Below are 24,055 nucleotides of genomic sequence, written 5' to 3'. Positions count from 1 at the left end.
ACCTCCGTTCAACGATCCCCTGCTCTATTGATGAGGATGCATCATGCCTAAATATTTCGACCCGCATATCCATATGGTCAGCCGCACCACGGACGACTATCAGAACATGGCGGCTGCCGGCATAACCGGCGTCATCGAGCCCGCGTTCTGGCAAGGCCAGGCCAGGACCAGCGTCGGCAGCTTCATCGACTATTTCGACACGCTGTTGGGGTGGGAACGCTTTCGCGCCAGCATGTTCGGCATCCACCACTTCTGCACCATCGGCCTGAACCCCAAGGAGGCCAACGACCTCTCGGTGGCCAATGAGGTGCTGGAGATCCTGCCACGCTACCTGGTAAAGGACGGCGTGGTGGCGGTGGGCGAGATCGGCTATGACGACATTACCCCCGAAGAAGACCGTTTCCTGGCCGCCCAGTTGGAACTGGCCAAGCAGTTCAACCTGCCGGTGCTGGTCCATACCCCCCACCGGGACAAGATCGGCGGCACCAAGCGCACCCTGGCGGTGATTCGCGAGATCGGCATCGCCGAACACCTGGTGATCATCGACCACCTCAACGAGCTGACCTTGCCCCTGGTGCTGGACACGGACTGCTGGCGTGGCCATTCCATCTACCCCAACACCAAGATGTCGGAGCAGCGCATGGTCGCGTTGCTCCAGCAGTACGGCACGGAAAAGATGGTGGTCAACAGCGCCGCCGACTGGGGCATCAGCGACCCGCTCAAGGTGCCCAAGACCGGCGAGGCGATGCTCGCGGCCGGCTTCAGCGAGGCCCAGGTGGAACAGGTGCTGTTCCATAACCCGGTGGATTTCTTTGCCCAGAGCGGGCAACTGGACAAGACCCTGGTCGGTACCCCGCTGCCCATCGACCAGCGCAAGCAATGGCAGGACAACTCGACCCTGCGGGGCCAGGAACCGGTGGTCAAATGAAGATCGAGACCGGTTGGCATGCCGCGCAGATCGGTTATTGCAGCAACGTGCACCCCACACCGGACCTGGCCAGCCTGCGTGCGTCCATCGCGGAGCATTTCCAGGGCGTTCGCAGGCTGCGCGGGCTCGACGAACAGGACAGCGGCCTGTGGATCAGCGCCCTCGCCGCGCGAGAACTGCAGCAGGCTTCGGCGCGCCGGGACTTCCTCCACCTGCTGCGACACAACGGGTTGCGCCTGACCTCCCTCAACGGCTTTCCCTACGGCCAGTTTCATCAGGGCGCAGTGAAAGCCGAGGTCTACCAGCCCCACTGGGCCGATCCGCGGCGACTGGAATACAGCGTGAATCTGGCACGGATCCTCGCCCAGGCGCTGCCACCTGACTGTTCCCAAGGTGTCATCTCCACCGTGCCCCTGGGCTACGCCGCCCACTGGAACGGGAATTTGCAGCAGCGTGCCGAGCATCAGCTGCGCCAGCTCACGGCTTCCCTCGCCAGGCTCCACCTGGAGACGGGCAAGAAGATCGTGTTCTGCCTGGAGATGGAGCCGGACTGTGTGCTGGAAAACACCGGGCAGGCCATCGCCTTCTTCCATCGGCTGCAGGCCAGGGACCCCCACCACGACCATCTGGCGCTGTGTTTCGACGTGTGCCACCAGGCCGTGGTCTTCGAGGACTGCTACCAGTCTCTGGACCGGTTGCGTCAGGCCCGGGTGCCCGTCGGCAAGATCCAGCTGTCCAATGCCTTGATCTGTCGCCTGCCCCAGGCCCTCGATCGGCGCAAACAGGTGCTCGACGCCTTGGGGGGCTTCGCCGAAACCACCTATCTGCACCAGGTGAAGGCCCAGGATGAGCAAGCGCGTCTAAGGGCCTGGGCCGACCTGCCCATTGCCCTCGGCGATTGCGCAGACCCTCGGCAGCAGCAACATGCCGAACTGAGGATCCATTTCCACATCCCGCTGTTCAGCGAACACTTGCTGTTGCCGGAGCTCAGCGGCAGCCAGGACGCCCTGTCGCGAACCTTCGACTACCTTGCCGACCATGGGGATTTTCGTCCGGTCCTCGAGGTGGAGACCTACAGTTGGGGCGTGCTGCCTGCCCAACTGCGACCCACCACCGCCCAGGCCCAGCTCCAGGGCATCGCCAGGGAACTGCATTGGGTCGAAGAGCAATTGCGCCACCGGCAGTTGCTGCATTCCCAGGCCCGGGAGGTGTACGCCAATGCACGCTGAGCGCCCTCGTCAACCGCTGCTGCTGATCAATGTGGTAGGGCTGACGCCGGCGCTGCTCGGCGCGGCGACGCCGCACATCAATGCCCTGTTGCAGAAGGCCAGGATGGCCTACCTGCAACCGGTCTTCCCGGCCGTCACCTCTACGGTGCAGGCCTCGATCCTGACCGGGCAGGCACCGTCGGAGCACGGCATCGTCGGTAACGGCTGGTATTTTCGCGACCAGGCCGAAGTGCGGTTCTGGCTGCAACCCAACACCCTGGTCCAGGGCGAGAAAATCTGGCAGACGCTGCAGCGCCAGTTGCCCGGGTTTCGCTGCAGCCAGTTGTTCTGGTGGTACAACATGTACGCGCAGGTGGACGCCGCCATCACCCCCCGTCCGCACTACCCCGCCGACGGCCGCAAACTGTTCGGCCTGTACTCCTCGCCGGCGAGCCTGCATGAGCGGATCGAACAGCAGATCGGCCAGTTTCCGTTCCAAAGTTTCTGGGGGCCGGCGGCCGGCATCGCCTCGAGCCGCTGGATCGTCGATTGCGCCATCGCCGAATTCGGGATCAACCGGCCCGACCTGCAATTGATCTACCTGCCGCACCTGGACTACAGCCTGCAACGCCTCGGCCCCGACGATCCGTCCATCGTCGATGAAGTCCGCGCCATCGACCACGAAGTGGGTCGCCTGCTGGCGTTTGCCCAGGCACAAGGCGCGGCGGTGATGCTGCTCTCCGAATACGGGATCGAAGCCGTCCACCAGTCGGTGTCCATCAACCGCCTGTTGCGCTCGCAGGGCCTGTTGCAGGTGCGCCAGTCCCTGAGCTGGGAACTGCTCGACCCGGGCGCCAGCGCGGCCTTTGCCGTGGCCGATCACCAGGTCGCACACATCTACGTCAAGCAGCCTCGGGACATACCACGGGTCAAGGCATTGCTGCAGCGGCAAGCGGGCATCGAGCAGGTGCTCGATAAGGACGACCAACGGACCTGGCATCTGCATCACCCGCGCAGCGGCGAGCTGGTCGCTGTCGCCTCGGCGGACTACTGGTTCGATTACTACTACTGGCTCGACGACCGCAAGGCACCGGATTTCGCCCGCACCGTGGACATCCATCGCAAGCCCGGCTACGACCCGCTGGAGCTGTTCATCGACCCCACCATTCGTTTTCCCAGGCTGAAGGTGGCGCGCCGCCTGTTGCAGAAAAAACTCGGATTTCGCTACTACATGGACCTGATTCCGCTGGACACCGGGCTGATTCGCGGCAGCCATGGCCGGCTGCCCACCAGCGAGGAAACCGGCCCGCTGCTCATCACCAATTGTGATCTGCCGTTACCCCAGCACCTTGCGGCCACGGCGGTGAAGCAACTGCTCCTGGAACACTTCCTGGGGCGCTCTCCTACCGACACGGCCAATGCCAAGGAGCTTCCATGCGGCGAGCCATTTCCATAACCGTTCTCAGTGCCCTGGCCGGTTTGGCCCAGGCACAGGACAACGACAGCTTTAATTGCAGCGACTTCCTCACCTACGGGACAGACGTTGACGCGACGCGTAAAGCGTTCAAACAAAGCCCCGAGGCCATGGCCTGGAACTGGTTCGTCTGCCTGAACCAATCCGACGCCCGGGGTTACAACCGTCAATGGGAGTCGTTCAAGCCCTCCGACCAGGTCTATCTGGCCAACGGCGCCAACCCCGGTTCGTACGACAGTCGCATGCGGCTGCCGGACGAGGTGATCAGGCAAGCCAACGCCCTGGGTCTGAACTCGAACCGAGTGCTGCACAACCTCAATGCCACCCAGCAGGTCGACGGCCTGAGTCTGGAAATGGGTGGTGCCGCCGTGCCTGACACACAAAAAGGTCACGTCGTGCGTTTTCAACTGCTGATGGGCCAGGACACCTACAACTACATCGTCAAGAACAATGTCTACAACATGAACGGTCAGGATGCCCTGTCGAGCAGCCTGAACTTTCCGGCTACAGCCTGGGAGTTGAAAGCCGCCTGGCTGTGGATCGGTGCGGACATGGCCTACAAGAAGAGGCTGGAAAGCGACGGCTACTATGTCGCCCAGGCCTATTACCCGGTGGGCACCGGCTACAGGGTCGGCTATGCGGCGTTGAGCGGCTTGCACGTGGTCAACAAGCTGACCTCCAGCTGGGTCTGGACCACCTTCGAAAACGTCAACAACTCCAAGTACACCGTGACCAAGGGCCAGCCATCGGCGCCGATGAAAAACCAAACCGGGCCGACATCGGCTGCGATACCGGTCAATACACAATTCCAGGCCAGTCAACCAGGACTCTCGAAGTACGAGCTGATCGGGGTGGAATACCAACGCATTACCCAGGTCCTGGCGAACTCGCAATTGGAATCGGCGTTCCAGGACACATCGTCCTGCCTGGCCTGCCACGACACCGCCGCCTACTCGAAGAACAGCGGTTATTTCAATTTCGCCATCCCGACCCAGGGCGGGCTCACCTACCCCACCACGCCGCTGTCGGAGAAGGACTTCACCGGCTACAACAAACTGGATTTTGTCTGGTCGCTCAAACGCGCCCAGTGGCAACGCTAAGGAGAGCACGACATGAGCGTACTGAATTTCCCCCGCATCTACCTCAACGGCGAGATGTTCTGGAACCCGCCAACGGCCAATAACAACGACAAGTTCCCGCTGTATGACGCGGTGAAGATGGACATCAATTGGCCGTTCGTGAAGCACTTCGGCATTGACCAGCACAACGCCCCCGACAGACTGATGCCATGGACCGTCTCCACGCAGTACATGGCTCACATGCCGACCTATGTGCAGCAGGTACCAGGCAATGTCGATCTGAACCATGACCCGTACATGCCGGCCGAATGGGATCTGTTCGGCGATAACGGTTGCGGCCTGGTGAACTACGGGAAAACAACGTCGACCGTCATCGGCGGCGAACTGCAGCCCAATACTTACATCGACCATGATCCGCTGGTGGGCGCGCCCTACCAGTTGCTCGGCAGCCCCCTGGGCAGCTCCACCCCCACTGCGGCGCGCTTCGTGGATATCAGTCCATGGCAGAACACGTTCACCGCATTGTATTTCGACAAACTGGTGCTGGGGGGTACGTCCTGCGGCCTGACCCTCAACCGCAAGTACCGGATGATGGACCGTTTCCTGAACTTCGGTTGGGGAGCCCTGGGTGGCCTGGTGAACGTCAGCACCACCTGGCAGACCTGCTTCCCCAAGGAGAACCTGGAATGGGTAATCGGCAAATCGTCCCTGCTGGCCAACCTCCAGCAGCAGATGGAGCAGCAAGGGGCACAGGGCCTGATGTTCCGCTTTTGCGTCTACCTGACCTGCTACGACAGGAATGGCATATTCAATGATTACCCGCAGAGCGTGAACACCCGCTCCAACGACCCGAACGTCATGGCGAAAGTGCGTGACCTGTACAACAAAGGCTTGAAAAACGTCAACGAGATTTTCTTCAACCCCGCCTACAGCCGCACCTCGGCAGTCCTGGGGCTGTGGTTCGCCAACGAATACCCCACCGCCCCTGCCGGGCTGCGCCTGGTGCCCGATCAGGAGGTGTCGATGAGCAAAGCACATTCCCAGGAGACCAAAAAAGTCAAGTTGGGGGTGATTTCGGCACAGATTAACGACTACACCCTGTCACTTGACCTGGGCAATACCTTTCCGAGCTATCCCGTGGATGACACGGCTGATATCCCCGTCCCGGAAAAATTCAATGCCGGTACCTACCACCTGGGCGCCGAAAAGGATGGAAAATTCAAGCCGGCGGTCATCTTGAGCTTCGCGCAATACCAGCAGGCTGCCTTCAACCAGCGCTCGGGTATCCTCGATATTCCCCTCGATGACTATACCAAGGGCATATTGGAATCCGGTCCGCTGATTCTGCGTCAGTTGGGCCTGTACAGCGCTCCCCAGACCGTCGCCGCCACCCAGCAGACATGGACCGCCGAAGTGATCGAGAGCGGCGGCTTCATCGACGTCGGTGACCGCAAGACGCTGAGCATCATGGTGCAGAAAAACGGCCAGCCGGCTGCCAACACCACGTTGTATGTGGCGGAGTACGGCAATCCCTACATGGTGACCACCAGCAACTATTACCTGGCGTTCAGTAACGCGGTCGACTTCACGCTGTTCTACGACAACCCGCCGGACCGCACCCAGAACACCGCCTGTCTGCCGCAGTTCACCGACGTGCCCCCGGTCGCACTCTATCGCAGCACCGGTAGCGGTCGCGGGCTGACCGACCTGCAGGACGTGTCTCAACCCGTAGGCAATCCGGTTGCTTATCAGAACTTTCTCAAGGTTTCCGGTACACCGATAGCCGTCGACCTGCGCCCCTGCCTGGTCTTTGAAAACCCCCAAACTGGCACCGGTACACTGCAGGACAATAAGGCCAGCGTCAGTTATTCCTACGCCATTATCACCACCAACGCCCAAGGCATCGCCCAGGTAGGCTGCCGGGCTGTGGCGCCGGGTTTCCCTACCTTGCGCTTCTTCGTGCAGGAGAATGGCAAAAAACCGGTCATTCCCTTCAGCTTTCCACTCACCCAGGCCTTCGTCGATTTCCTCGCGCCAATACGGGTGCTGCCCGTGGACATGCCGTTGCAACAGGAATTCGTCGACACCTGGAACGCCATCTACGAGGACACGGATGCCCCGGAACAACTGTGGAACACGTTCATCTATCCCAAGATCCTGCAAACCTTCTATTACCTGTACCCCATCATGAACAAGTTCATGCCGCTCAATTCCCGGACGCGCGTGGAGGGCGCCGTTGACCAATTGATCCTGCTGATCAGCAAGGATTACCAGGACCACAGCACCCTTGCGATGCCCATCACCCGGGACATGTCCCAGAGCCGTCGCGCCATATTGGAGCTGTGGGCCAAGCGTCTGGTGAAACTCAATTACCCCCCCAGGAAACTCAGCATGAGTGACTACAACGGCCTCTGACGAGTTCACCGAGGATCACCGGGTGGCGAACCCGCCACCCGGCACTTCACAGGAGTGTCGATATGAAAGCCAGCCTCTTGAGCCGACTGTTGTTACTGATCCTGTTGTTCAGTCCGGGGCTTTTTGCCCAACAGGACAGCAGCGCCGTGTACTTCACCATGGGGGTCCACAACAACGAGGGCTGCAACGAACAGAACGGCAACTGCATCGCCAGGCGCGCGCCGGGCGATCCTTCCGATCCATTCTTCCCCGCGTTCTGGATCAGCGACTGGACCATGTACCGGGTGATGCACAACTACGAGAAGAACCCGCCGCCCTATAGCGATCCGCCCAGCACCCTTGCCCCGGCGGACTACACCGTATCGCGAGGCACCAGCTATTACGACACGACGTACATTCCGGCCGATGGCGACGGCTTCGGTGCGATGATGGAGCACTACGAGAAATACTGCCTGCCGATCTTCCCGATCAAGAACAACAACTACACCTGCTCATTCGTGTCCCTGGGCAACAAGGCGTACTTCCTGACCTACCCGCAGGACCGCCCCAGCGACATGCCGGCCTGCTGCATGTTTTCACCGATGAACCATCCGCCCCGGCAAGACTTCATCAAGCACTTGCCCTACAGCGCCGAGCGCAGCAAGCACCTCGATGGCAGCGTCCAGGCCTACGCCGTGGACGTTGACTCTCCCCAGGGCCCCATCCTGTTCGGTTACGCCTTCTACAGGAAAATGACCGGGCAGCCGCCCTATCGGCATCCGCAATCATTCTATTTCTCCGGTGACGCCAAGGTCGCCGATGCGCCCATCGTCAGCCAGAACTACACCAACTTCCGCATCGCCAGGCCAGACCCGGCCCAGACCTGGGCCCAGGTGGCAGCGATGTGCCCGTCAAACCCGCCGCCCTGCCAGTTATTCGAGCCGCCAGCGTCCCGGAGCAACGGCCAGAAAGCCCAATGGAACAAGCTCATGCAGCGCAAACCCTGATCAAGGACGAAGCATTATCATGAACACTTCTCTTGGTTTTACCGCGATGCTACTGAGTGTCGTCAGCCTGCCTGCGCTCGCCCTGGCACCGTCCCAGCAGGACACGCCGAAGCCGACCACGACCCTCAATTGCCAGCCCCCCAACACCGCGCCTGCCGCCAATGCCAGCCAGGATCTGTTCGATCAATACAGCTGGCAGATGTTCATCGCCTTGAACTGGCCGGCACAGGACGGCCAGCGTGGCGACCCCAATTGCAACAAGCAACCCGGGGACCCCGGCTACACAGTCTGGCAGACCTACAAGAGCGTGGAAGAAATCTTCCTGCCCCAGGGTACCGACCCCGGCCCGTGGAACAGCCCGCAGCGGGCAAAGAGCCTGGCCATCATCAACATTGCCGCGCTGAAGAACAGCTCGCTGGTGAACGCCGTGGACCAGGCCGTCGGTGGCTGGCTGATCGACCAGGCAGGCAACCCCACCTACTACGATATCTCGGCCAACGAAACGTCCTATGACTACATCGTCGACAACCAGTACTACAACGCCGATGTGGTCTCCAAGGCCAGCAACATCGCCTTTCCCAACGGGGTCATCGAGGTCAAGTCGAGCTGGCGCATCCTCACGTCCAGCGACAACGCCAGCCGCTACCTGACCCAGTTTGCCCGCGTCGCGACGTTCGACGACCAGGGCCGCCGCACCGGTGTCACCGAGGCGTACCTGGGCCTGGTGGGGCTGCACATCATTACCAAGGCCAACGGGTACCCGCAGTGGATCTGGTCGACCTTCGAGCAGGTCGACAACGTACCGCCCAAGGCACTGGTGAACGGCAAGTGGATCGATCAACCGGCCGCAGGCACGGCCTATTCCTACTTCAACGCCGCGGCGCCCGTTACCAGCCTCAACCAGTCGCCCTGCGACTGGCAGACCCAGGGTACGCACCTGGTCTGCGTGCCCAAGGCCGGCACGACGTTCCAGACCCCGAACCCATTGAACCGGGTCACCCCGATTGCCGACGTGACCAACGGCGTCAACGCCAATTACCAGTCCGATCCTGGCCTGCAAAAAAGCGTGCTCAAGTACTACCAGCTCATCACTACCCAGCGCCCGCTGATGCCCGACAACCCCAGTAATCCCCTGGGCCAGCCGACACCGTCGCTTTCGGCCAACGTGACCATGGAAAGCTATATCCAGCCCAACAGCAGCTGCATGAATTGCCACTCCATGGCGACACCGGTCAGGAGCCCCTACAAATCCGATTTTTCCTATCTGTTCAAATTCGCCAGTTCGCCTGTCATCAAATCCATCAAGGACGAGAAATAGATCATGAGCATCCTGAACGGACCCCGACTGAATTTCTGGGGCGGCATCCGCACCGATGTCAGCCTGCCGAACAACTCTCCCACCATTCCCTACAACGGCAACGAGGAGTGGCCGCTGTTCGACCTGACCACTTCGACCCTGGCGCCAGGGGCCCAGTCCTATACCGACGAGCAGTTGAACGACATGATCAACGCCCCCAACGGCACCTACTACACCGCCGGCGGCTGGAATCACTACGGGCAGCACGTCGTCGACATGCAGAACGCCCTGATCAGTTCCCAAGGCGCGCCAGGCGGCATCAGCACCACCGGCGATCTGGTGGGCCAGCCGGTCTACCTGCTCGGTTCGGTGGACCCGGTGACCGGCCAAGGGCCGGTGTCTGGCCCGATGATGGTGGACCTGGATCCCTCCGGAACGACGACCACGCAGATCTTCGTTGGTGGCCTGCAGATCGGCGGCAACAGTGACATCCAACTGCTGATCCACAGCAATACCGTGTGCAGCAGTCTCGACGTGGCGGTTCGTGTACTGCTCCCCAAATCAATGGACGCACCGGGCTCCTTCCACGCCAGCGGCACCTTCCAGCTGACCTTTCCCTTGAGCAGCATCGTCAGTTGGAACCAGAACAGCGCCGGGTTGCGCTCGATCATCCAGGCGCCGGGGGCGACGGGCATCGTCCTGCGTTTCGTCATGTTCGAGATGTGCCCGACGATGACCACCGAACAACTGGACGCCGATTATGCCGCCGGCAAATACACACCCAACCCGAGCATCGGCCGGGTCATCGGCACATTGGCCCCGGCCTTCGCCGATGAGCCGCTGAACTGTCAGCCGGGCCGGCAACTGGTCAACCAGGCGACCGGGGGCACCGGCTACGCCGAACTGGGGGAGAAAAACGGTTACCTGAGCATCGACATGGTGAACGTCATCCCCAAGGAAACCTTCCGGGCTGTCCGGGACGACATCACCAGCCCCATAGGGCCCAACGCCGACTACGGCCCCGTCACCTTCACCGCCGGCACCACCACCCTGGCGACCCTTGAACCGACCAGCCGCTTCCTGTCCGACTACTACGTCTATGGCGGTATCGTCGACCTGCCCATGACCTTCGATCAGCAGCAGGCCGTGCAAACCAGCGCCCTGGCGATCAATGCGCCCGGCAAGGTCGCCACCACAACGCTGCAAGCCACCGAATCGACCTATCGGGTCTACGCCGACCAGCGCAACGTCTATCTGGATGACTACCCCAACGGACTGTCGATCACCCTGCAAGTCCGCTACCTGGGCGGCCCGGTGACCAGCACCACCGAAATCGGCCTGCAAGCGGGACCTTCTGCGGTGTATACCGATCCGCAATATTGGGACTTCCTCGACTTCCCCGCCTCGCTCACCTTGGACAGCGGCCAGTTGTCGGTCAGTTTTCCCGTCACCCTCAAACCGGACAGCGCCGCCCAGGCGGGCTTCGTCGCACTGACCTACACGGCCAACGGCAGTGCGGCCAGTGCCTACTTCACCAACATGCGCAAATACGCCCAGACCGATTTCGGCATCCCCACGGGCACCACCATCACCTGGCCGCTGATGTATCCCAACGTCCTGCGTTTCCATTACCTGGCCTTCCCCGCGATGTCGCGCTACGTCCCGTTGAACCAGCCCGACGCAATCATGGGCGCGAAGAATGCCATTCTCGCCCGGACCTCGGACGCCTACAAAGGCACCACATTGTTCATGCCCGTGGTGCGTTCCATGTCGCCCTGCCAGCGGGCGCTGCTGCGGGCCTACCTCACCGGGGAACCGTGGCAAGCGCCGCAGTGATCACGCCCCTTGCCCCATGGAGAGAGCCCCCATGCCCATCCAGATCCCGGCGCAGCCCAACGAAACCCTGCGCCCCAGCACCCTCATCGCCGAGGGCCTGCTGAACCCTCGCGGCGTCTGCGTGCAGGTCGATGGCAGCCTGCTGCTGGCCGAGGCCGGTTCCGGCCTGCCGCAGCAGACCTTCAGCGGTCGCATCACGCGCTGGCGTCCCGATCCCCATGTACCCGGTGCCTATCTGCCGCCGGAGGTCGTGGCAGACGGCTTGCGCGCCATGAACATGCAGGCGCGCATGTTGCGCGATGAAATCATGGGCCTGTCGGATATCGCCTGCGGCGAGGGACGCTGCCTGGCCAGCCAGACCGACTACGTCGACGGATCAAGGCTGCTGGACCTGCAATACACGCCGCCCGAACCGGTGTTTCACAGCCGCGGCAATCTGAACGCGCTGTGTTACCACCCCTTTCGCCACAGTTGGCTGGCCGTCAAACCCGATACCAACCAGTTGGTGGAGTTCGTCATCGGACAGGACGAACGCGTGTTGGTCCAGTTGCCCGAACTGGCGCAAGGCCAGGAAGCCGTACCGGTGACCCTGGTGTACGAACCGGCGACGGAGGCCGTGCTGATCAGCCTGTTTTCCGGCGAACTGCGAGGCGACCCAAGCCGCAGAGGCATCGACTTCGCCGACAAGGCCGGCCAGGTCATTCGGGTCCACCCCGACAGCGGGCAGATCGAACGGCTGATCAGCGGCTTGCAACTGCCCACGGGCGTGGCGCTCTGCCCGAGAGGGAACGTGTTGGTGCTGGAGCTCTGCGACAGCCTGCAGCAACCCCTGCTGCCCGACTGGAACGGCGAGGTCCGGCATGGTGGCTTCACCCGGTTCTCGGGCCGGCTGTTGAGCTGCAATCTGCAGACAGCCCAGGTCGATGTGCTGGCCCGGAATCTCGATACCCCGTCCAACCTGTGTGTGGTGCAGCACGCCGTGCTGGTAAGCGAAGGCATGGGCCTGATCGGAAGACCGTTGCCCACGCCAGACCATCAGATCGTCCCACTCAGTGGCAGGCTTCGCCGGGTATCGCTCTGATCGACCGCGCGGCGGGGCATTCCTGTCCCCGCCGCCGTCGATGCCCTGGAATGGAAAACGCTTCCAAGGCAGGCTCGTCTACCATCCCCGGCCGCTACCGTGAACAGGCAGCCAGGCTGCGGTCAGCCGGAACAGGATACGAATCGAGTCATGGCGCCCATCGCGTGAAGACGAAGTCATGGTTCTGCACGCGCGCCTGGTGACAGGCGAAGCAGGTCTGGTGCTGTGCTTCATCGGCGGGCTTGCCGTTGATGAAGCGACCGAACCCCCAGCCACCGGTCGATGCGTACTTGCTGGAGTCCTTGACCATGACCTGGACGGTGGTGGCCGCGCCGGGAATGGACGCCGGTTCGAACTCCGGCGACTGGACGTGTTTCCAGGCCAGCTTGACCAGCACCGTGCCGTCGGGGAATGGCAGCGTAGACGCCTGGTAGGCCTTGATCGCCAGGTCATTGCCCAATACGGCCCGGAGTTCGTCCAAGGGCGCGGCCTCCTGTGCCGGCGCCACGAGCGCCCATTGGCGGTAGCCGTCGGGCAGCTTGACGCCGTAGATGGGTGAGACATCGCCGCCGCCCGTGTCGCCCAAGGCGACGCCGGCGAAGGTGGCCATGGCGGCAGTCAGCAAGGTCAGGTATCGGATTTTCATCATCGATCTCCTTGTACCCCATTCACAGATGATCGGCATCGATCACCGCCTGGGCGAAAGCCTGCGGGGCCTCCTGCGGCAGGTTGTGGCCGATGCCACCGCTGATCAGGCGATACTCGTACTTGCCGGTGAAGCGCTTGGCATAGGCCTCGGCAGGCGGATGCGGTGCCCCGTTGGCATCGCCTTCGAGGGTGATGGTCGGCACGCCGATGGACGGGAACGTCGCCAGTTTCTTCTCCAGCGCATCGTAGCGGGCTTCGCCCTTGACCAGGCCCAGGCGCCAGCGATAGTTGAAAATGGTGATGGCGGCATGGTCGGGGTTCTGCAAAGCGGCGGCGCTTCGGTCGTAGGTGGCGTCATCGAAGTTCCACTTGGGCGAGGCCAGTTTCCAGATCAGCTTGGCGAAGTCATGGGTATTCTTCTCATAGCCCAGACGACCACGCTCCGTCGCGAAGTAGAACTGATACCACCACTGCAACTCGGCGGCCGGCGGCAGCGGCGCCTTGCCCGCCGCCTGGCTGCCGATCAGGTAACCACTGACGGCGACCAGCGCCTTCACCCGCTCCGGCCATAGCGCCGCGACGATGTCGGCCGTGCGTGCGCCCCAGTCATAGCCGCCGAGCACCGCCTGCTTGATGTTCAGCGCGTCCATGAAGTCGATCAGATCCTTGGCGAGGGCAGCGGGTTGACCGTTACGCACGGTCCTGGCCGAAAGAAAACGCGTATCGCCATAACCCCGGGCATACGGAATCAGCACCCGATAGCCCTTCTCCGCCAGCGCCGGCGCCACGTCGGCGTAACTGTGGATGTCGTAGGGCCAGCCGTGCAGCAGGATCACCACCGGCCCGTCCGCAGGCCCGACTTCGGCATAGGAGACATCCAGCAGGCCCGCCTTGACATGCTTCAGGGGACCGAACGAAGTGTGGCTGCCCGGGGTAATGGCGCCGATGGTGCTGGCCGGTACTTCGGCGGCGCTCGCCTGCGCCGAGGCAGCGCCCAGGGCGCCCAGTTGCAGCAAGGCAATCGCCAGGACAGACGGCGCGAGCAGACGCCGAAGGCGCGGTGAAAAGGTTGGGGTCGACAGAGTCGTGGCCATGGTGAATCTCCCGTGGGGACGGCAAGTAGCGGTTCGAAATGTGAGATCGGTTGGAAGCGGTTCGCCAACGGATTTACCCGAGGCAAGACGGCCCTGCGCTGTCTCGATGAGATCATTTGATGCCGGGGAGGTGTCTCGGATGTGTCACGGCGGCCCGTTTAAGCAACAGTCCGTATCGATGCGGGGTTTTGTTACATAGAGATACAAAAGCGATCGAGGCGCTTCCAGGGCTGTTGCAGCCCTGGGTATCGCACGGCAGGTCTATCGGTCAGCGCCGGCCTGCTCTCTCACACGGGCCAACACGACCTGCAGGGGGTGCAGCACCGTTGTGCCCTCCTGGCGCTTGATCTGGCTACGGCAGGAATACCCATCGGCAACGACTCGCCCCGTGCGGTTGAGCCGCTTGATGAGCGGTTTCCAGGACTGTCCGTAGATCGTGTCCGATGTCGTGGCATTGCGTGCTTCGTGACCGTAGGTCCCCGACATGCCGCAGCAGCCACTGGCTGGGACCTGAAGGGTCAGCCCCATGCGTTCGAATATCTTCTGCCACAACGCGACACTGCCCGGCTCGTTGGTCTTTTCCGTGCAATGGGGAAGGAACTGGTAAGGCTCATCCGTCTGCGTGACCTGCGTGTGCGGCATTACACTGGCCAGCCACTCTTGCGCGAGCAGCACCCGAGGCGCCACGTCGCCCGCGGCCTTGGTGTATTCCTGTCGATAGACCAGGGTCATCGCCGGATCGAGTCCCACCAATGGAATCCGGTAGTGCTGCAGGCTCGACAGCGTCTGCCCGTTGAAGTTGGCGGCCTTTTCGAACGCCTTGAGGAAACCCTGGACCTGGAGCGGCTTGCCATTGGGCGCGTACGGGGCCAGGTAGACCTTGTAGCCAAGCCGAGCAATCAATTCCAGCCAGTCAACCAGCAACGGGGTTTCAAAGAAACGCGTGAAGGCATCCTGGACGAGGATGACGCTTTTCTCTCGCTGCTCGTCTGACAGCGCGGCTAGACGTTCAGGCGTCGCGGCCTCCACGCCCCATGTCCGACAAGCGGCCGTGAAGTCCACCAGGCTGAGCAGCGGACTGTCCACCATCCCGGCGGCCCGTTCGAGTACCCAGCGAACCGGCCGTGCGCCCATGACGAAATTGTAGAGGCGCGGCATCCTGGCGATATGGGGCACCGTATATTCCAGGGACCCGATCAGGTAGTCCTTGAGGGGGCGCAGATAGCGGCTGTGGTAGAGCTCGAGGAAACGCGAACGAAACTCCGGCACGTTCACCTTGACCGGGCATTGGCCCGCGCATGACTTGCAGGCCAGGCACCCGGCCATTGCCTCATAGACTTCGTGGGAAAAATCCCGCTGCCCCATTTTCTGCGCCAGGCTGTTGATAGCGCGACGGGCCATGCTCCAGGGGGCGGCGGCCCGCAGCCGGTCGCTCGCCGCCAGGACATCGACACCCTCCAGCCCCTGCCGCCTCAGCCATTCGCGTATCAACGATGCCCGGCCTTTCGGAGAATGGACTCGATTGCGCGTGGCTTTCCACGACGGGCACATGGCGTCATCGGGGTCGAAGTTGTAGCAGGCGCCGTTGCCGTTGCAATGCACCGCCGCGTCATAGCTTTTCCAGACGCGCTCATCGATGGTCCGATCCAGCTCGCCGCGCAACGTCACTTCGTCAACCCGAGTCAGGCGCGCGCCGGGAACCGTCGCCGGCGTGGCGATCTTGCCTGGGTTGAGTTGGTTGTTGGGGTCGAAAGCCGCCTTGAGCGCCTGCAAGGCCGGGTACAGGTCACCGAAATAGTCCGGCACATACTGCGACCTCAAGCCCTTGCCATGTTCGCCCCACAGCAACCCGCCATATTTCTGGGTCAGGGCCGCGACGGCATCGGAGACAGGCCGGACCAGGGCCGCCTGGGCAGGGTCCTTCATGTCCAGGATCGGGCGCACATGCAGCACGCCGGCATCGACGTGGCCGAACATTCCGTACTGCAAGCCATGGCTGTCCAGCAGGGCCCGAAACTCGAGGATGAAATCCGCGAGATTTTCGGGAGGCACAGCGGTGTCTTCGACAAACGGCTGCGGCCTGGCCTCGCCCTTGACGTTGCCCAACAGGCCCACCGCGCGCTTGCGCATCGCATAGACCCGCTTGAGCGCATCGGCACCGATGGCCAGCGTATGGCCCAGGCGCACCACCGAGGTATCGCGCTGCAAATGCTGCACGAATTCGTGGACCCGCTGCTGGAGCGCCTCTTCGTCGTCTGCGCTGAATTCAATGAGGTTGATCCCCAGCGTCGGCCTGGCGGGGTCTTCAGGGAAATACTCGGCGACGCCGTGCCAGACGATGTCGTTCATCGCCAGCATCAGCACCTTGGAATCCACGGTCTCGATGGACAGCGGCTTCATCGCCATCAGTGCCTTGGCGTCTCGCAAGGCGTCCATGAATCCGGCATAGCGCACGTTCACCAGGATGGAATGCCTGGGGATGGGCAGGACGTTGAGTTTTGCCTCGACGATAAAGCCCAGGGAGCCTTCGGAACCGCAAAGCACGCTGTTGAGATTGAAGCGCCCGTCGGCTTCACGCAGGTGAGCCAGGTCATAGCCCGTCAGGCAGCGATTGAGTTTCGGAAAGGTGGTCTCGATCAGTTCGGCCTGGGTAGCGACGATGTCCAGGGCGCACTGGTAGACCTGCGCGACCCGATCGCCGCGACCGGCCAGCGCAGACAGTTGCGCCCCATCCATGGGCGAACTGGTGAAGTAGGCGCCCCCCACCAGCACCGTCGACAGTTCAAGGACATGATCGCGGGTCTTGCCGTAAGTGCAACTGCCCTGGCCGCTGGCATCGGTATTGATCATGCCTCCGACGGTCGCGCGATTCGATGTCGAGAGCTCCGGCGCGAAGAACAACCCATGGGGCTTGAGCGCCGCATTCAACTGATCCTTGACCACGCCACTCTGCACCCTTACCCAACGCTCCTCGACGTTGATCTCCAGGATGCCGTTCAGATGACGGGACAGGTCCACCACCACCCCATCGGTCAGCGACTGGCCGTTGGTGCCCGTCCCTCCCCCGCGAGGCGTGAGCACCACCTGGCTGTGCTCGGCCTGGCCGGCCAACCGCGACAATAGCTGCACATCCTGCACGTCGAGGGGAAACACTGCCGCCTGGGGCAGGCGCTGGTAGATGGAATTGTCGGTGGCCAGGACCGTCCGGTCGCCAAGGTCGCGGGCGATCTCGCCGCGAAACCCCGCAGCCTGGAGCGCGTTCAAAAAAGCGTCATAAGTCGCTTCCTGGGCAGAGGAAGGCGCTAACCGGGCAATCATGATGGGATTCCTGCAGGCTAAAAGCTAATCTATGCATTCTTATTACGCATGCTCAGGACAAGCCAAGCTGAACAGGCGCATGTGATTTCGCTGATTCTTGCGGCTATTGGTCCTTGAGACAAACGTAATTCCTGCTGGTTTTGCATGAGCGTTATGAATGAACCCGAGAAGATTGACGCCTTCGATGTCGCTGTTGATCGCCTTCGAAGCAGCCGCCCGTCATGGCAGCTTCACCAAGGCCGCCGACGAGCTGGCATTGACCCAGAGCGCTGTCAGTCGCCAGGTGCAGACCCTGGAGGCGCAACTTGAAATCGAATTGTTCAGGCGCGAGGGTCGGAAGATCGAATTGACGGCGGCCGGGGCCCTGTACCAGCACGAACTGACGGCGGCACTGGGTCGCATTCGAAGCGCTACATTGCAGGCCATTTCGTACAGCAGCAACGACGGCCCCCTGAACCTGGCGGTGCTGCCGACCCTGGGTTCGAAATGGCTGCTGCCACGCATGCATGAGTTCTATGCCCGGCATCCCGGGATACTGGTCCACATCCACTCCCGGATCATCCGCGAGGATGTCCAGGCATCCACCCAGGACATGAACGCGATCATCTGCGCCGGTCACGGCGAGTGGCCCGGCTACATCGCCCATGAACTGTTCCCGGAAAGACTGGTGGTGGTCGCCAGCCCCACGGCACTGCCCGAATATCGCACCCTGTCCCCCAAGGACATCACCGGACAGGTACTGTTGAACGTCGTATCGAGGCCCAGCGTCTGGCCGGACTGGTTCGACGCCCATGGCCTGGACCACCGGCACATGAGGTCCGGCCCCGGCTTCGAGCTCACGGCGCACCTGATCCAGGCGGTGTCCGCAGGCATCGGCATCGGCTTGATCCCCCACATCCTGGTGCAGGACGAATTGAAGCGCGGCGGACTGGTCGCCCTGTCCGAACCGATGGAAAGCGGGCGCAGCTACTTCCTCGCCTACCCGTCCCGCTACCAGCACCTGCCCTCGCTGAAGGCCTTCAGCCAGTGGCTGTTGTCACTACCGCTCCCCGATCAATGAGCCCTGGCGGTCGTGCAAAAAAAAATGGACCTCTTTTCAGAGGTCCATTTTTTTCACGGCCAGGTACGAGAAACGAGATTCACCTGGTCAGGGAATCTCAAGCGTCTCAGTTCCAGGGACGGTCTCCATGTTCGTCCTTGATGCGGGTCGGCAGGCCCATCACGTCCAGCGCCTTGAGGAAAGCCTCGGCGGGCAACTCCTCGACGTTGACCATGCGCTGCACGTCCCATTCGCCACGGGCAACCAGCAAGGCGGCAGCCACTGGCGGTACGCCGGCGGTATAGGAAATGCCCTGGCTATCGGTTTCCGCATAGGCTTCTTCGTGATCGGCCACGTTGTAGATGAACACTTCGCGCGGCTTGCCATCCTTGGTGCCCTTGACCAGGTCGCCGATGCAGGTCTTGCCGGTGTAGCCGGGCGCGAGGGAGCTCGGATCAGGCAGCACGGCCTTGACTACCTTGAGCGGCACGACCTCCAGCCCTTCGGCGGTCTTGACCGGTTGTTCCGAGAGCAGGCCGAGGTTCCTGAGCACGGTGAACACGTTGATGTAGTGCTCGCCGAAGCTCATCCAGAACCGCACGTTGGGCACGCCGAGGTTTTTGGACAGGGAATGCACTTCATCGTGACCGGTCAGGTAGAGATTCTGCGTCCCCACGACCGGCAGGTCGTCGGTACGCTTGACCTCGAACATGGTGTTGCTGGTCCACTCACTGTTCTGCCAGCTCCACACTTGTCCGGTGAATTCGCGGAAATTGATTTCCGGATCGAAATTGGTGGCGAAATACTTGCCATGGGAACCGGCATTGACGTCGAGAATATCGATCGAGTCGATCCGGTCGAAATACTGTTGTTGCGCCAGTGCCGCGTAGGCGTTGACCACACCCGGGTCGAAACCCACGCCGAGAATGGCCGTGATGTTCTTCTGCTGGCATTCTTCGAGGTGCTTCCACTCGTAGTTGCCGTACCAGGGCGGCGTCTCGCAGATCTTGCCCGGTTCTTCGTGAATGGCGGTGTCCAGGTAGGCCACGCCGGTATCGATGCAGGCGCGCAGCACCGACATGTTGAGAAAAGCGGAGCCGACGTTGATGACGATCTGCGATTCGGTCTCGCGGATCAGCGCCTTGGTCGCCTCGATGTCCAGGGCGTCCAGGGCGAAAGCCTTGATTTCAGCGGGTTGTTTGAGGCTACCCTTGGCCTTGACGCTGTCGATGATGGCCTGGCATTTGGAGATGTTGCGCGACGCGATAGCAATACGACCGAGTTCATCGTTGTGCTGCGCGCACTTGTGGGCCACCACCTTGGCGACACCTCCTGCACCAATGATAAGAACGTTCTTCTTCAATTTTCTCAATTCTCCTTTGCGCCAGTTACGAGAGGCTGGACAGATAGTCTTCGAACCCAAATTCACGAACCACCTCGACACTACCGTCGAGTTGTTTCACTACGATGGATGGCATTTTCAAACCGTTGAACCAGTTTTTCTTGACCATGGTGTAACCCGCCGCGTCGATGAACGACAGTCGATCGCCGATGGCCAGCGGACGATCGAATTGGTATTCGCCGAAGATGTCTCCGGCCAGGCACGACTTGCCGCATACCATGTAGGTGTGCTCGCCCTCGCTGGGCGCCAGCTTGGCGTTCAGGCGATAGATCAGCAGATCGAGCATGTGGGCTTCGATGGAGCTGTCCACCACGGCCAGGTGCTTGCCGTTGTAGAGGGTGTCGAGCACGGTGACTTCCAGCGAAGCGCTCTGGGTGATCGCCGCCTCGCCCGGTTCCAGGTAGACCTGCACGCCATACTTCTCGGAGAACGCCTTGAGGCGTGCGCAGAATGCGTCCAGGGCATAACCCTCGCCGGTGAAATGGATGCCGCCGCCCAGGCTGACCCACTCGACCTTATGCAACAGATGACCGAAGCGTTCCTCGATAGTGCCCAGCATCTGGTCGAACAGGCCGAAATCGCCGTTCTCGCAGTTGTTGTGGAACATGAAGCCGCTGATCTGCTCGATCACCGCCTCGACCTTGACCGGGTCCCACTCGCCCAGGCGACTGAACGGACGGGCCGGGTCGGCCAGCAGGTAGTCGGAGCTGCTCACTTGCGGGTTGACCCGCAGGCCGCGCACCTTGCCTGCGCAAGCCTGGGCGTGACGCTGCAGCTGGCTGATGGAGTTGAAGATGATCTTGTCGCAATTCTCGATCATCTCCTCGATCTCATTGTCGGCCCAGGCCACGCTGTAGGCATGGGTCTCGCCAGCGAATTTCTGGCGACCGAGCTTGAGCTCGTACAGCGACGAGGAGGTGGTGCCGTCCATGTACTGCTGCATCAGGTCGAACACCGACCAGGTGGCGAAGCACTTGAGCGCCAGCAGGGCCTTGGCCCCGGACTGCTCGCGCACGTAGGCGATCTTCTGCATGTTCGCCAGCAGTTTTTGCTTGTCGATGAGGTAGTACGGTGTCTTGATCATTTCGAGGCCCCCGGCAAGGCCAGCCAAAAAAGGATGCGCATTGTGCCTTCACTGGCCACAGATCGAAAGTGCAGCTTGCCGGATCGATTCGAAACACCCGCCAGGCGCCTGTCGCGCAAGCCCTCGCCAGAGCGCTCCCAGGCCCTCCGGGCGGTTTTTGGCAAAAAAATGCCACTCATCGAGTGGCCTTTACCGTGACACAAGCCAGAACGGTGATTCGTCACTGGGTATTCACGCCGCCCTAGGTCTCGACGGCACTCATCCCCACGGGCGCCGTTTCCTGCCAGTCATCGGCCTGGCGCCCCAACTGCCAGCCCAGGTAGCCCCATAGCAGCGCGCACGCGGCGCCAATCACCGCCACCAGTGCGGCGCCCTGCCCCAGCATGTCCAGAAGGCTCTTGGCCCAGCCGCTCACGGCGTCGCCGCCACGATAGACCACGGTGTCGATGAAGTTCTTGGCCTTGTACTTGCTCTCGGCATCCAGGGGCGCGAAGAGCATTTCCCTCCCCGGCCGGACGAATGCGTACTCGCCGATCCGTCGCACGATCATCAACGTCGCCAGCAGCGCGAACCCGGGCGCCAGCGCCAGCCCCAGGAAGCCGACGCACATGATCAACGGCACGACCGCCAGCAACGTACGCACCCCCAGCCTGGGCGCGATACGCCCGCTGATGAACAACTGGGACACAAGCGCACCGGCCTGCACAATGATGTCGATGGTGCCGAAGACACGAACCTGCGCCTCACGATCCGGAAAATGCTCGTTCACCAGGCGCGCCTGTTCGAAATAGAGAAAGGTGCTGACCGTCGCCAGCAGCACCACGAACCCGGCGATCCCCAGCAGGTAAGGCGAGCGGAGCACGGCGCTCAGGCCGCTGAACGGATTGCCCCCCAAGGGCTGCCGGGGGCTCTGGGTCGGCGCGGCGCCTGGTCGCCCGGCCCCACCGGTCTCACGCCATCTCATCAGCGTCCGCTTCAGCACCAGCGTGGCGCCGAGCAACAGGGCCGCGATCAGCATCAACCCCGAAGCGCCCACCAGGCCGATGAGCGCCGCGCTCAGTGCCGGCCCCAGCAGGCCGCCGATGCTGGCCCCCGCCGCGATGAAAGCGAACAGGCGCTTGGCCTGGCCGCTGTCGAACACATCGGCCATCAGGCTCCAGGCCACGGATACGACGAACAGGTTGTAGACCGATATCCAGACGTAAAAGACCCGGGCCAGCCAGACGCTGTCCGGGGCGAACTGGAAGAACTCGACGAACAGCAAAAGGTTGATACCGAAGAAGCCATACACCCAGTCGATCAGGCGCAAGCGCGCAACCCGCGCGCTCAACCAGGCGAACAACGGAACGGCCGCCAGCATCACCAGGAAGGTCGCGGTGAACAGCCATTGCAGATTCTCCACACCGGCGGTGATCCCCATCGACTCACGGATCGGCCGCAGCATGAAATAACCGGCGAACAGGCAAAGGAACAGCAGGAAACCGCACAGCGCCGGACGCAGCTCATCGTCGCGGGCATTGATGGCGAGGCTCAGCCGGTGCAGATGCCGGTGCAGATAGTTTGGCGCACTCATGAAAGCTCCAAAGGTAACAGGCCAGAGAAACAGGCACGGGGCGTACTCCCCGTGCCCGGGGTCGCTTCACGGATAGCTGACCCCCGTGAGCCGCTCGGACAGGGTCCAGAGCCGGTCGGCGTCCGCCGTCCGCGTAGCCGCTGCCGGCACCTTGGCGAACCCCAGCGGACCGCGTTTTTCTTCATCGCCCACCGGACCGTAGTAGGCCCCGCCGACAGCCTCGCGGGCCGTGGCCGCATACAGCGTGGGCAAGGCTCCCTGCGCAGCGGAGTGGTATTTGTCCCGATCCTCGGCCCAGCGCTGGCCGAACTCGCTGTTCAAGCCAGGGCCGCGCGCGATCAGTTCGGTGACCGCCACGCCGGGATGCGCCGCAATGCTGCGAATGCCCCAACCCTCGGCCTCGCTGCGCCGCTGCAAGGCAAAGGCCCAATGCAGGATGGCGAGTTTGGATTGCGCATAGGCCGCATAGGGCTGGTACGCCTGCTCGGACTGCAGGTCGTCGAAGTTCATCGCCCCGCGACCGGCGGCAATACTTGAAAGGCTCACCACCCGGGCGTCCTGGCTTTGCCGCAACAAGGGCACCAGCAGGCCGGTCAGGGCGAAGTGTCCCAGGTAGTTGGTTGCCAGCTGCATTTCAAAACCGTCGACCGACGTACCTCGCTCGGGAGGCGCCATGATGGCGGCGTTATTGATCAACACATCGAGGCGCGGCAAGCGCTGATTGAGCTTTTGCGCCAGCTCGCGCACCGAGGACAGATTGGCCAGGTCCACGGACTCGAACTGCACCCTGGCGTCGGGCACCGCTTGCCGGATTCGCGCGATGGCCTCCGCGCCCCGCTCCGGGTTGCGCGCGGCGATGATGACTTCGGCACCGGCACGCGCGAGCGCCAGCGCATCCTCGTAGCCCATGCCGCTGGTGCCGCCGGTGACCAGGATGATCCGGCCATCCTGGGAGGGCATGTCCCGCGTCGACCACTGCGGTTTCGGCGCGGCAGTATCAGCCGCTTCGATGCTCACCGCACCGAGCAACGTGACGCCGACGGTAAGCCCTCGGGCCAGTTTCATGAGTCGGCCCACAGGGCCCGTTGCAGATGTTGTCGTATTCCACATGATTGGAGATCTCTGTTCGAAGGATGAACTGCACCCGCACACGCTCACTGAAGCGTGCAGGCCTCGGTCAGTTGCAGGAAGCTGACCTGCTCTGTGCTGCCCTGGGTGTTCACGTAGGTCATATGGGCGCGCACGACCTCGCACGTTCGCGAGGGGGGTACCTCGATGCGAACGACCTTGGCGATATCCAGGGGCATGCCGTATTCATAGGCCGGGGCCCGCGTCTGTTCCTTGGCGAACAGTGACGGGCTGCCCAGGGGGACGACGGCCAGCAGACCGATGATGGAAACGGTTCGAATGTTCATGGTGCTCTCCACGACTGTCCTTTACCGGGATGGTGGTAGCACTCTAGGGAGTAGAGACTGACGTCAGGGTGACTGCTGACTGACAGGAAGATGTCAAACGCCGGGGTTCGCCGCAGCAGGCTCTTTACGAAGAGCCTCGAGCCTAAGGTCAGGCAAGGGGATAACGGCCGAGCAAGCG

General features: G+C 62.2%; 18 protein-coding genes. 10 read left to right on the top strand and 8 right to left on the bottom strand.

All coding sequences use genetic code 11. The features are described 5' to 3' along the window. The first annotated feature begins 43 nt into the window (after positions 1-43). The 9 genes from BLP99_RS03500 to BLP99_RS03460 all read left to right on the top strand — a co-directional run bounded on the left by BLP99_RS03500 (position 44) and on the right by BLP99_RS03460 (position 12,304). Complete coding sequence (locus BLP99_RS03500; protein ID WP_072394757.1) at positions 44-928, top strand: TatD family hydrolase; 885 nt, start codon at positions 44-46, stop codon at positions 926-928. Then, positions 925-2,157: a metabolite traffic protein EboE gene (gene eboE, locus BLP99_RS03495; RefSeq protein ID WP_092179732.1), complete on the top strand. Its 1,233-nt coding sequence runs from the start codon at positions 925-927 to the stop codon at positions 2,155-2,157. Before BLP99_RS03500 ends, eboE begins: the two co-directional genes overlap by 4 nt. Next, positions 2,147-3,592: an alkaline phosphatase family protein gene (locus tag BLP99_RS03490; protein ID WP_092179730.1), complete on the top strand. Its 1,446-nt coding sequence runs from the start codon at positions 2,147-2,149 to the stop codon at positions 3,590-3,592. The genes eboE and BLP99_RS03490 overlap by 11 nt, the downstream gene beginning before the upstream one ends. Next, positions 3,571-4,710 carry a hypothetical protein gene (locus tag BLP99_RS03485; RefSeq protein ID WP_072458420.1) on the top strand — a complete coding sequence of 380 codons (1,140 nt, stop codon included), beginning with the start codon at positions 3,571-3,573 and terminating at the stop codon, positions 4,708-4,710. The genes BLP99_RS03490 and BLP99_RS03485 overlap by 22 nt, the downstream gene beginning before the upstream one ends. A gap of 12 nt (positions 4,711-4,722) precedes the next feature. After that, entirely contained in the window at positions 4,723-7,104 is a 2,382-nt protein-coding gene (locus BLP99_RS03480) for a hypothetical protein (protein ID WP_072394749.1), read from the top strand. Between the two features lie 62 nt (positions 7,105-7,166). Continuing rightward, positions 7,167-8,090: a hypothetical protein gene (locus BLP99_RS03475; protein ID WP_072430519.1), complete on the top strand. Its 924-nt coding sequence runs from the start codon at positions 7,167-7,169 to the stop codon at positions 8,088-8,090. Positions 8,091-8,109: 19 nt separating this feature from the next. Then, entirely contained in the window at positions 8,110-9,408 is a 1,299-nt protein-coding gene (locus tag BLP99_RS03470) for a hypothetical protein (RefSeq protein WP_072394745.1), read from the top strand. A gap of 3 nt (positions 9,409-9,411) precedes the next feature. Continuing rightward, a complete protein-coding gene (locus BLP99_RS03465; protein ID WP_072394743.1) occupies positions 9,412-11,223 on the top strand; it encodes a hypothetical protein in 1,812 nt (603 codons plus the stop codon). Positions 11,224-11,254: 31 nt separating this feature from the next. Next, positions 11,255-12,304, top strand: a complete 1,050-nt coding sequence (locus BLP99_RS03460; RefSeq protein WP_092179728.1) for a hypothetical protein — start codon at positions 11,255-11,257, stop codon at positions 12,302-12,304. A gap of 148 nt (positions 12,305-12,452) precedes the next feature. On the opposite strand, the gene BLP99_RS03455 is transcribed toward BLP99_RS03460, so the two are convergent. From BLP99_RS03455 to ydiJ, 3 genes are all read right to left on the bottom strand, one after another. Continuing rightward, complete coding sequence (locus tag BLP99_RS03455; RefSeq protein ID WP_072394740.1) at positions 12,453-12,950, bottom strand: cytochrome P460 family protein; 498 nt, start codon at positions 12,948-12,950, stop codon at positions 12,453-12,455. A 22-nt stretch (positions 12,951-12,972) separates the two neighbouring features. Continuing rightward, on the bottom strand, positions 12,973-14,046 hold the full coding sequence (locus tag BLP99_RS03450; RefSeq protein WP_072394738.1) for an alpha/beta fold hydrolase: 1,074 nt from the start codon (positions 14,044-14,046) through the stop codon (positions 12,973-12,975). 261 nt (positions 14,047-14,307) lie between these two features. Further along, positions 14,308-17,364 carry a D-2-hydroxyglutarate dehydrogenase YdiJ gene (gene ydiJ, locus BLP99_RS03445; protein ID WP_092179726.1) on the bottom strand — a complete coding sequence of 1,019 codons (3,057 nt, stop codon included), beginning with the start codon at positions 17,362-17,364 and terminating at the stop codon, positions 14,308-14,310. Positions 17,365-17,521: 157 nt separating this feature from the next. On the opposite strand from ydiJ, the gene BLP99_RS03440 reads away from it, so the two are divergent. Further along, positions 17,522-18,424, top strand: a complete 903-nt coding sequence (locus BLP99_RS03440) for a LysR substrate-binding domain-containing protein (protein ID WP_092179724.1) — start codon at positions 17,522-17,524, stop codon at positions 18,422-18,424. A 106-nt stretch (positions 18,425-18,530) separates the two neighbouring features. Here the strand turns inward: BLP99_RS03440 and BLP99_RS03435 are convergent, their stop codons facing one another. The 5 genes from BLP99_RS03435 to BLP99_RS03415 form a co-directional block, all read right to left on the bottom strand. After that, the gene (locus BLP99_RS03435) at positions 18,531-19,766 is read right to left on the bottom strand and encodes a saccharopine dehydrogenase family protein (protein WP_076407139.1); all 1,236 of its coding nucleotides are present in this window, start codon (positions 19,764-19,766) and stop codon (positions 18,531-18,533) included. A 25-nt stretch (positions 19,767-19,791) separates the two neighbouring features. Continuing rightward, the gene (locus BLP99_RS03430; RefSeq protein WP_092179722.1) at positions 19,792-20,889 is read right to left on the bottom strand and encodes a carboxynorspermidine decarboxylase; all 1,098 of its coding nucleotides are present in this window, start codon (positions 20,887-20,889) and stop codon (positions 19,792-19,794) included. A gap of 241 nt (positions 20,890-21,130) precedes the next feature. Then, positions 21,131-22,462 (bottom strand): NTP/NDP exchange transporter, encoded by a 1,332-nt coding sequence (locus BLP99_RS03425; RefSeq protein WP_072430515.1) that lies wholly within the window; start codon positions 22,460-22,462, stop codon positions 21,131-21,133. A 66-nt stretch (positions 22,463-22,528) separates the two neighbouring features. Beyond that, positions 22,529-23,527, bottom strand: coding sequence for an SDR family oxidoreductase (locus tag BLP99_RS03420; protein WP_371128576.1), 999 nt, complete (start codon positions 23,525-23,527; stop codon positions 22,529-22,531). An 89-nt stretch (positions 23,528-23,616) separates the two neighbouring features. Next, on the bottom strand, positions 23,617-23,877 hold the full coding sequence (locus BLP99_RS03415) for a DUF2790 domain-containing protein (protein WP_072394724.1): 261 nt from the start codon (positions 23,875-23,877) through the stop codon (positions 23,617-23,619). Positions 23,878-24,055: the final 178 nt, after the last annotated feature.

Origin of the sequence: Pseudomonas sp. NFACC32-1, assembly GCF_900101215.1 — a bacterium.
Lineage (GTDB): Bacteria > Pseudomonadota > Gammaproteobacteria > Pseudomonadales > Pseudomonadaceae > Aquipseudomonas.
This window is presented reverse-complemented; position numbering and strand designations above follow the sequence as displayed.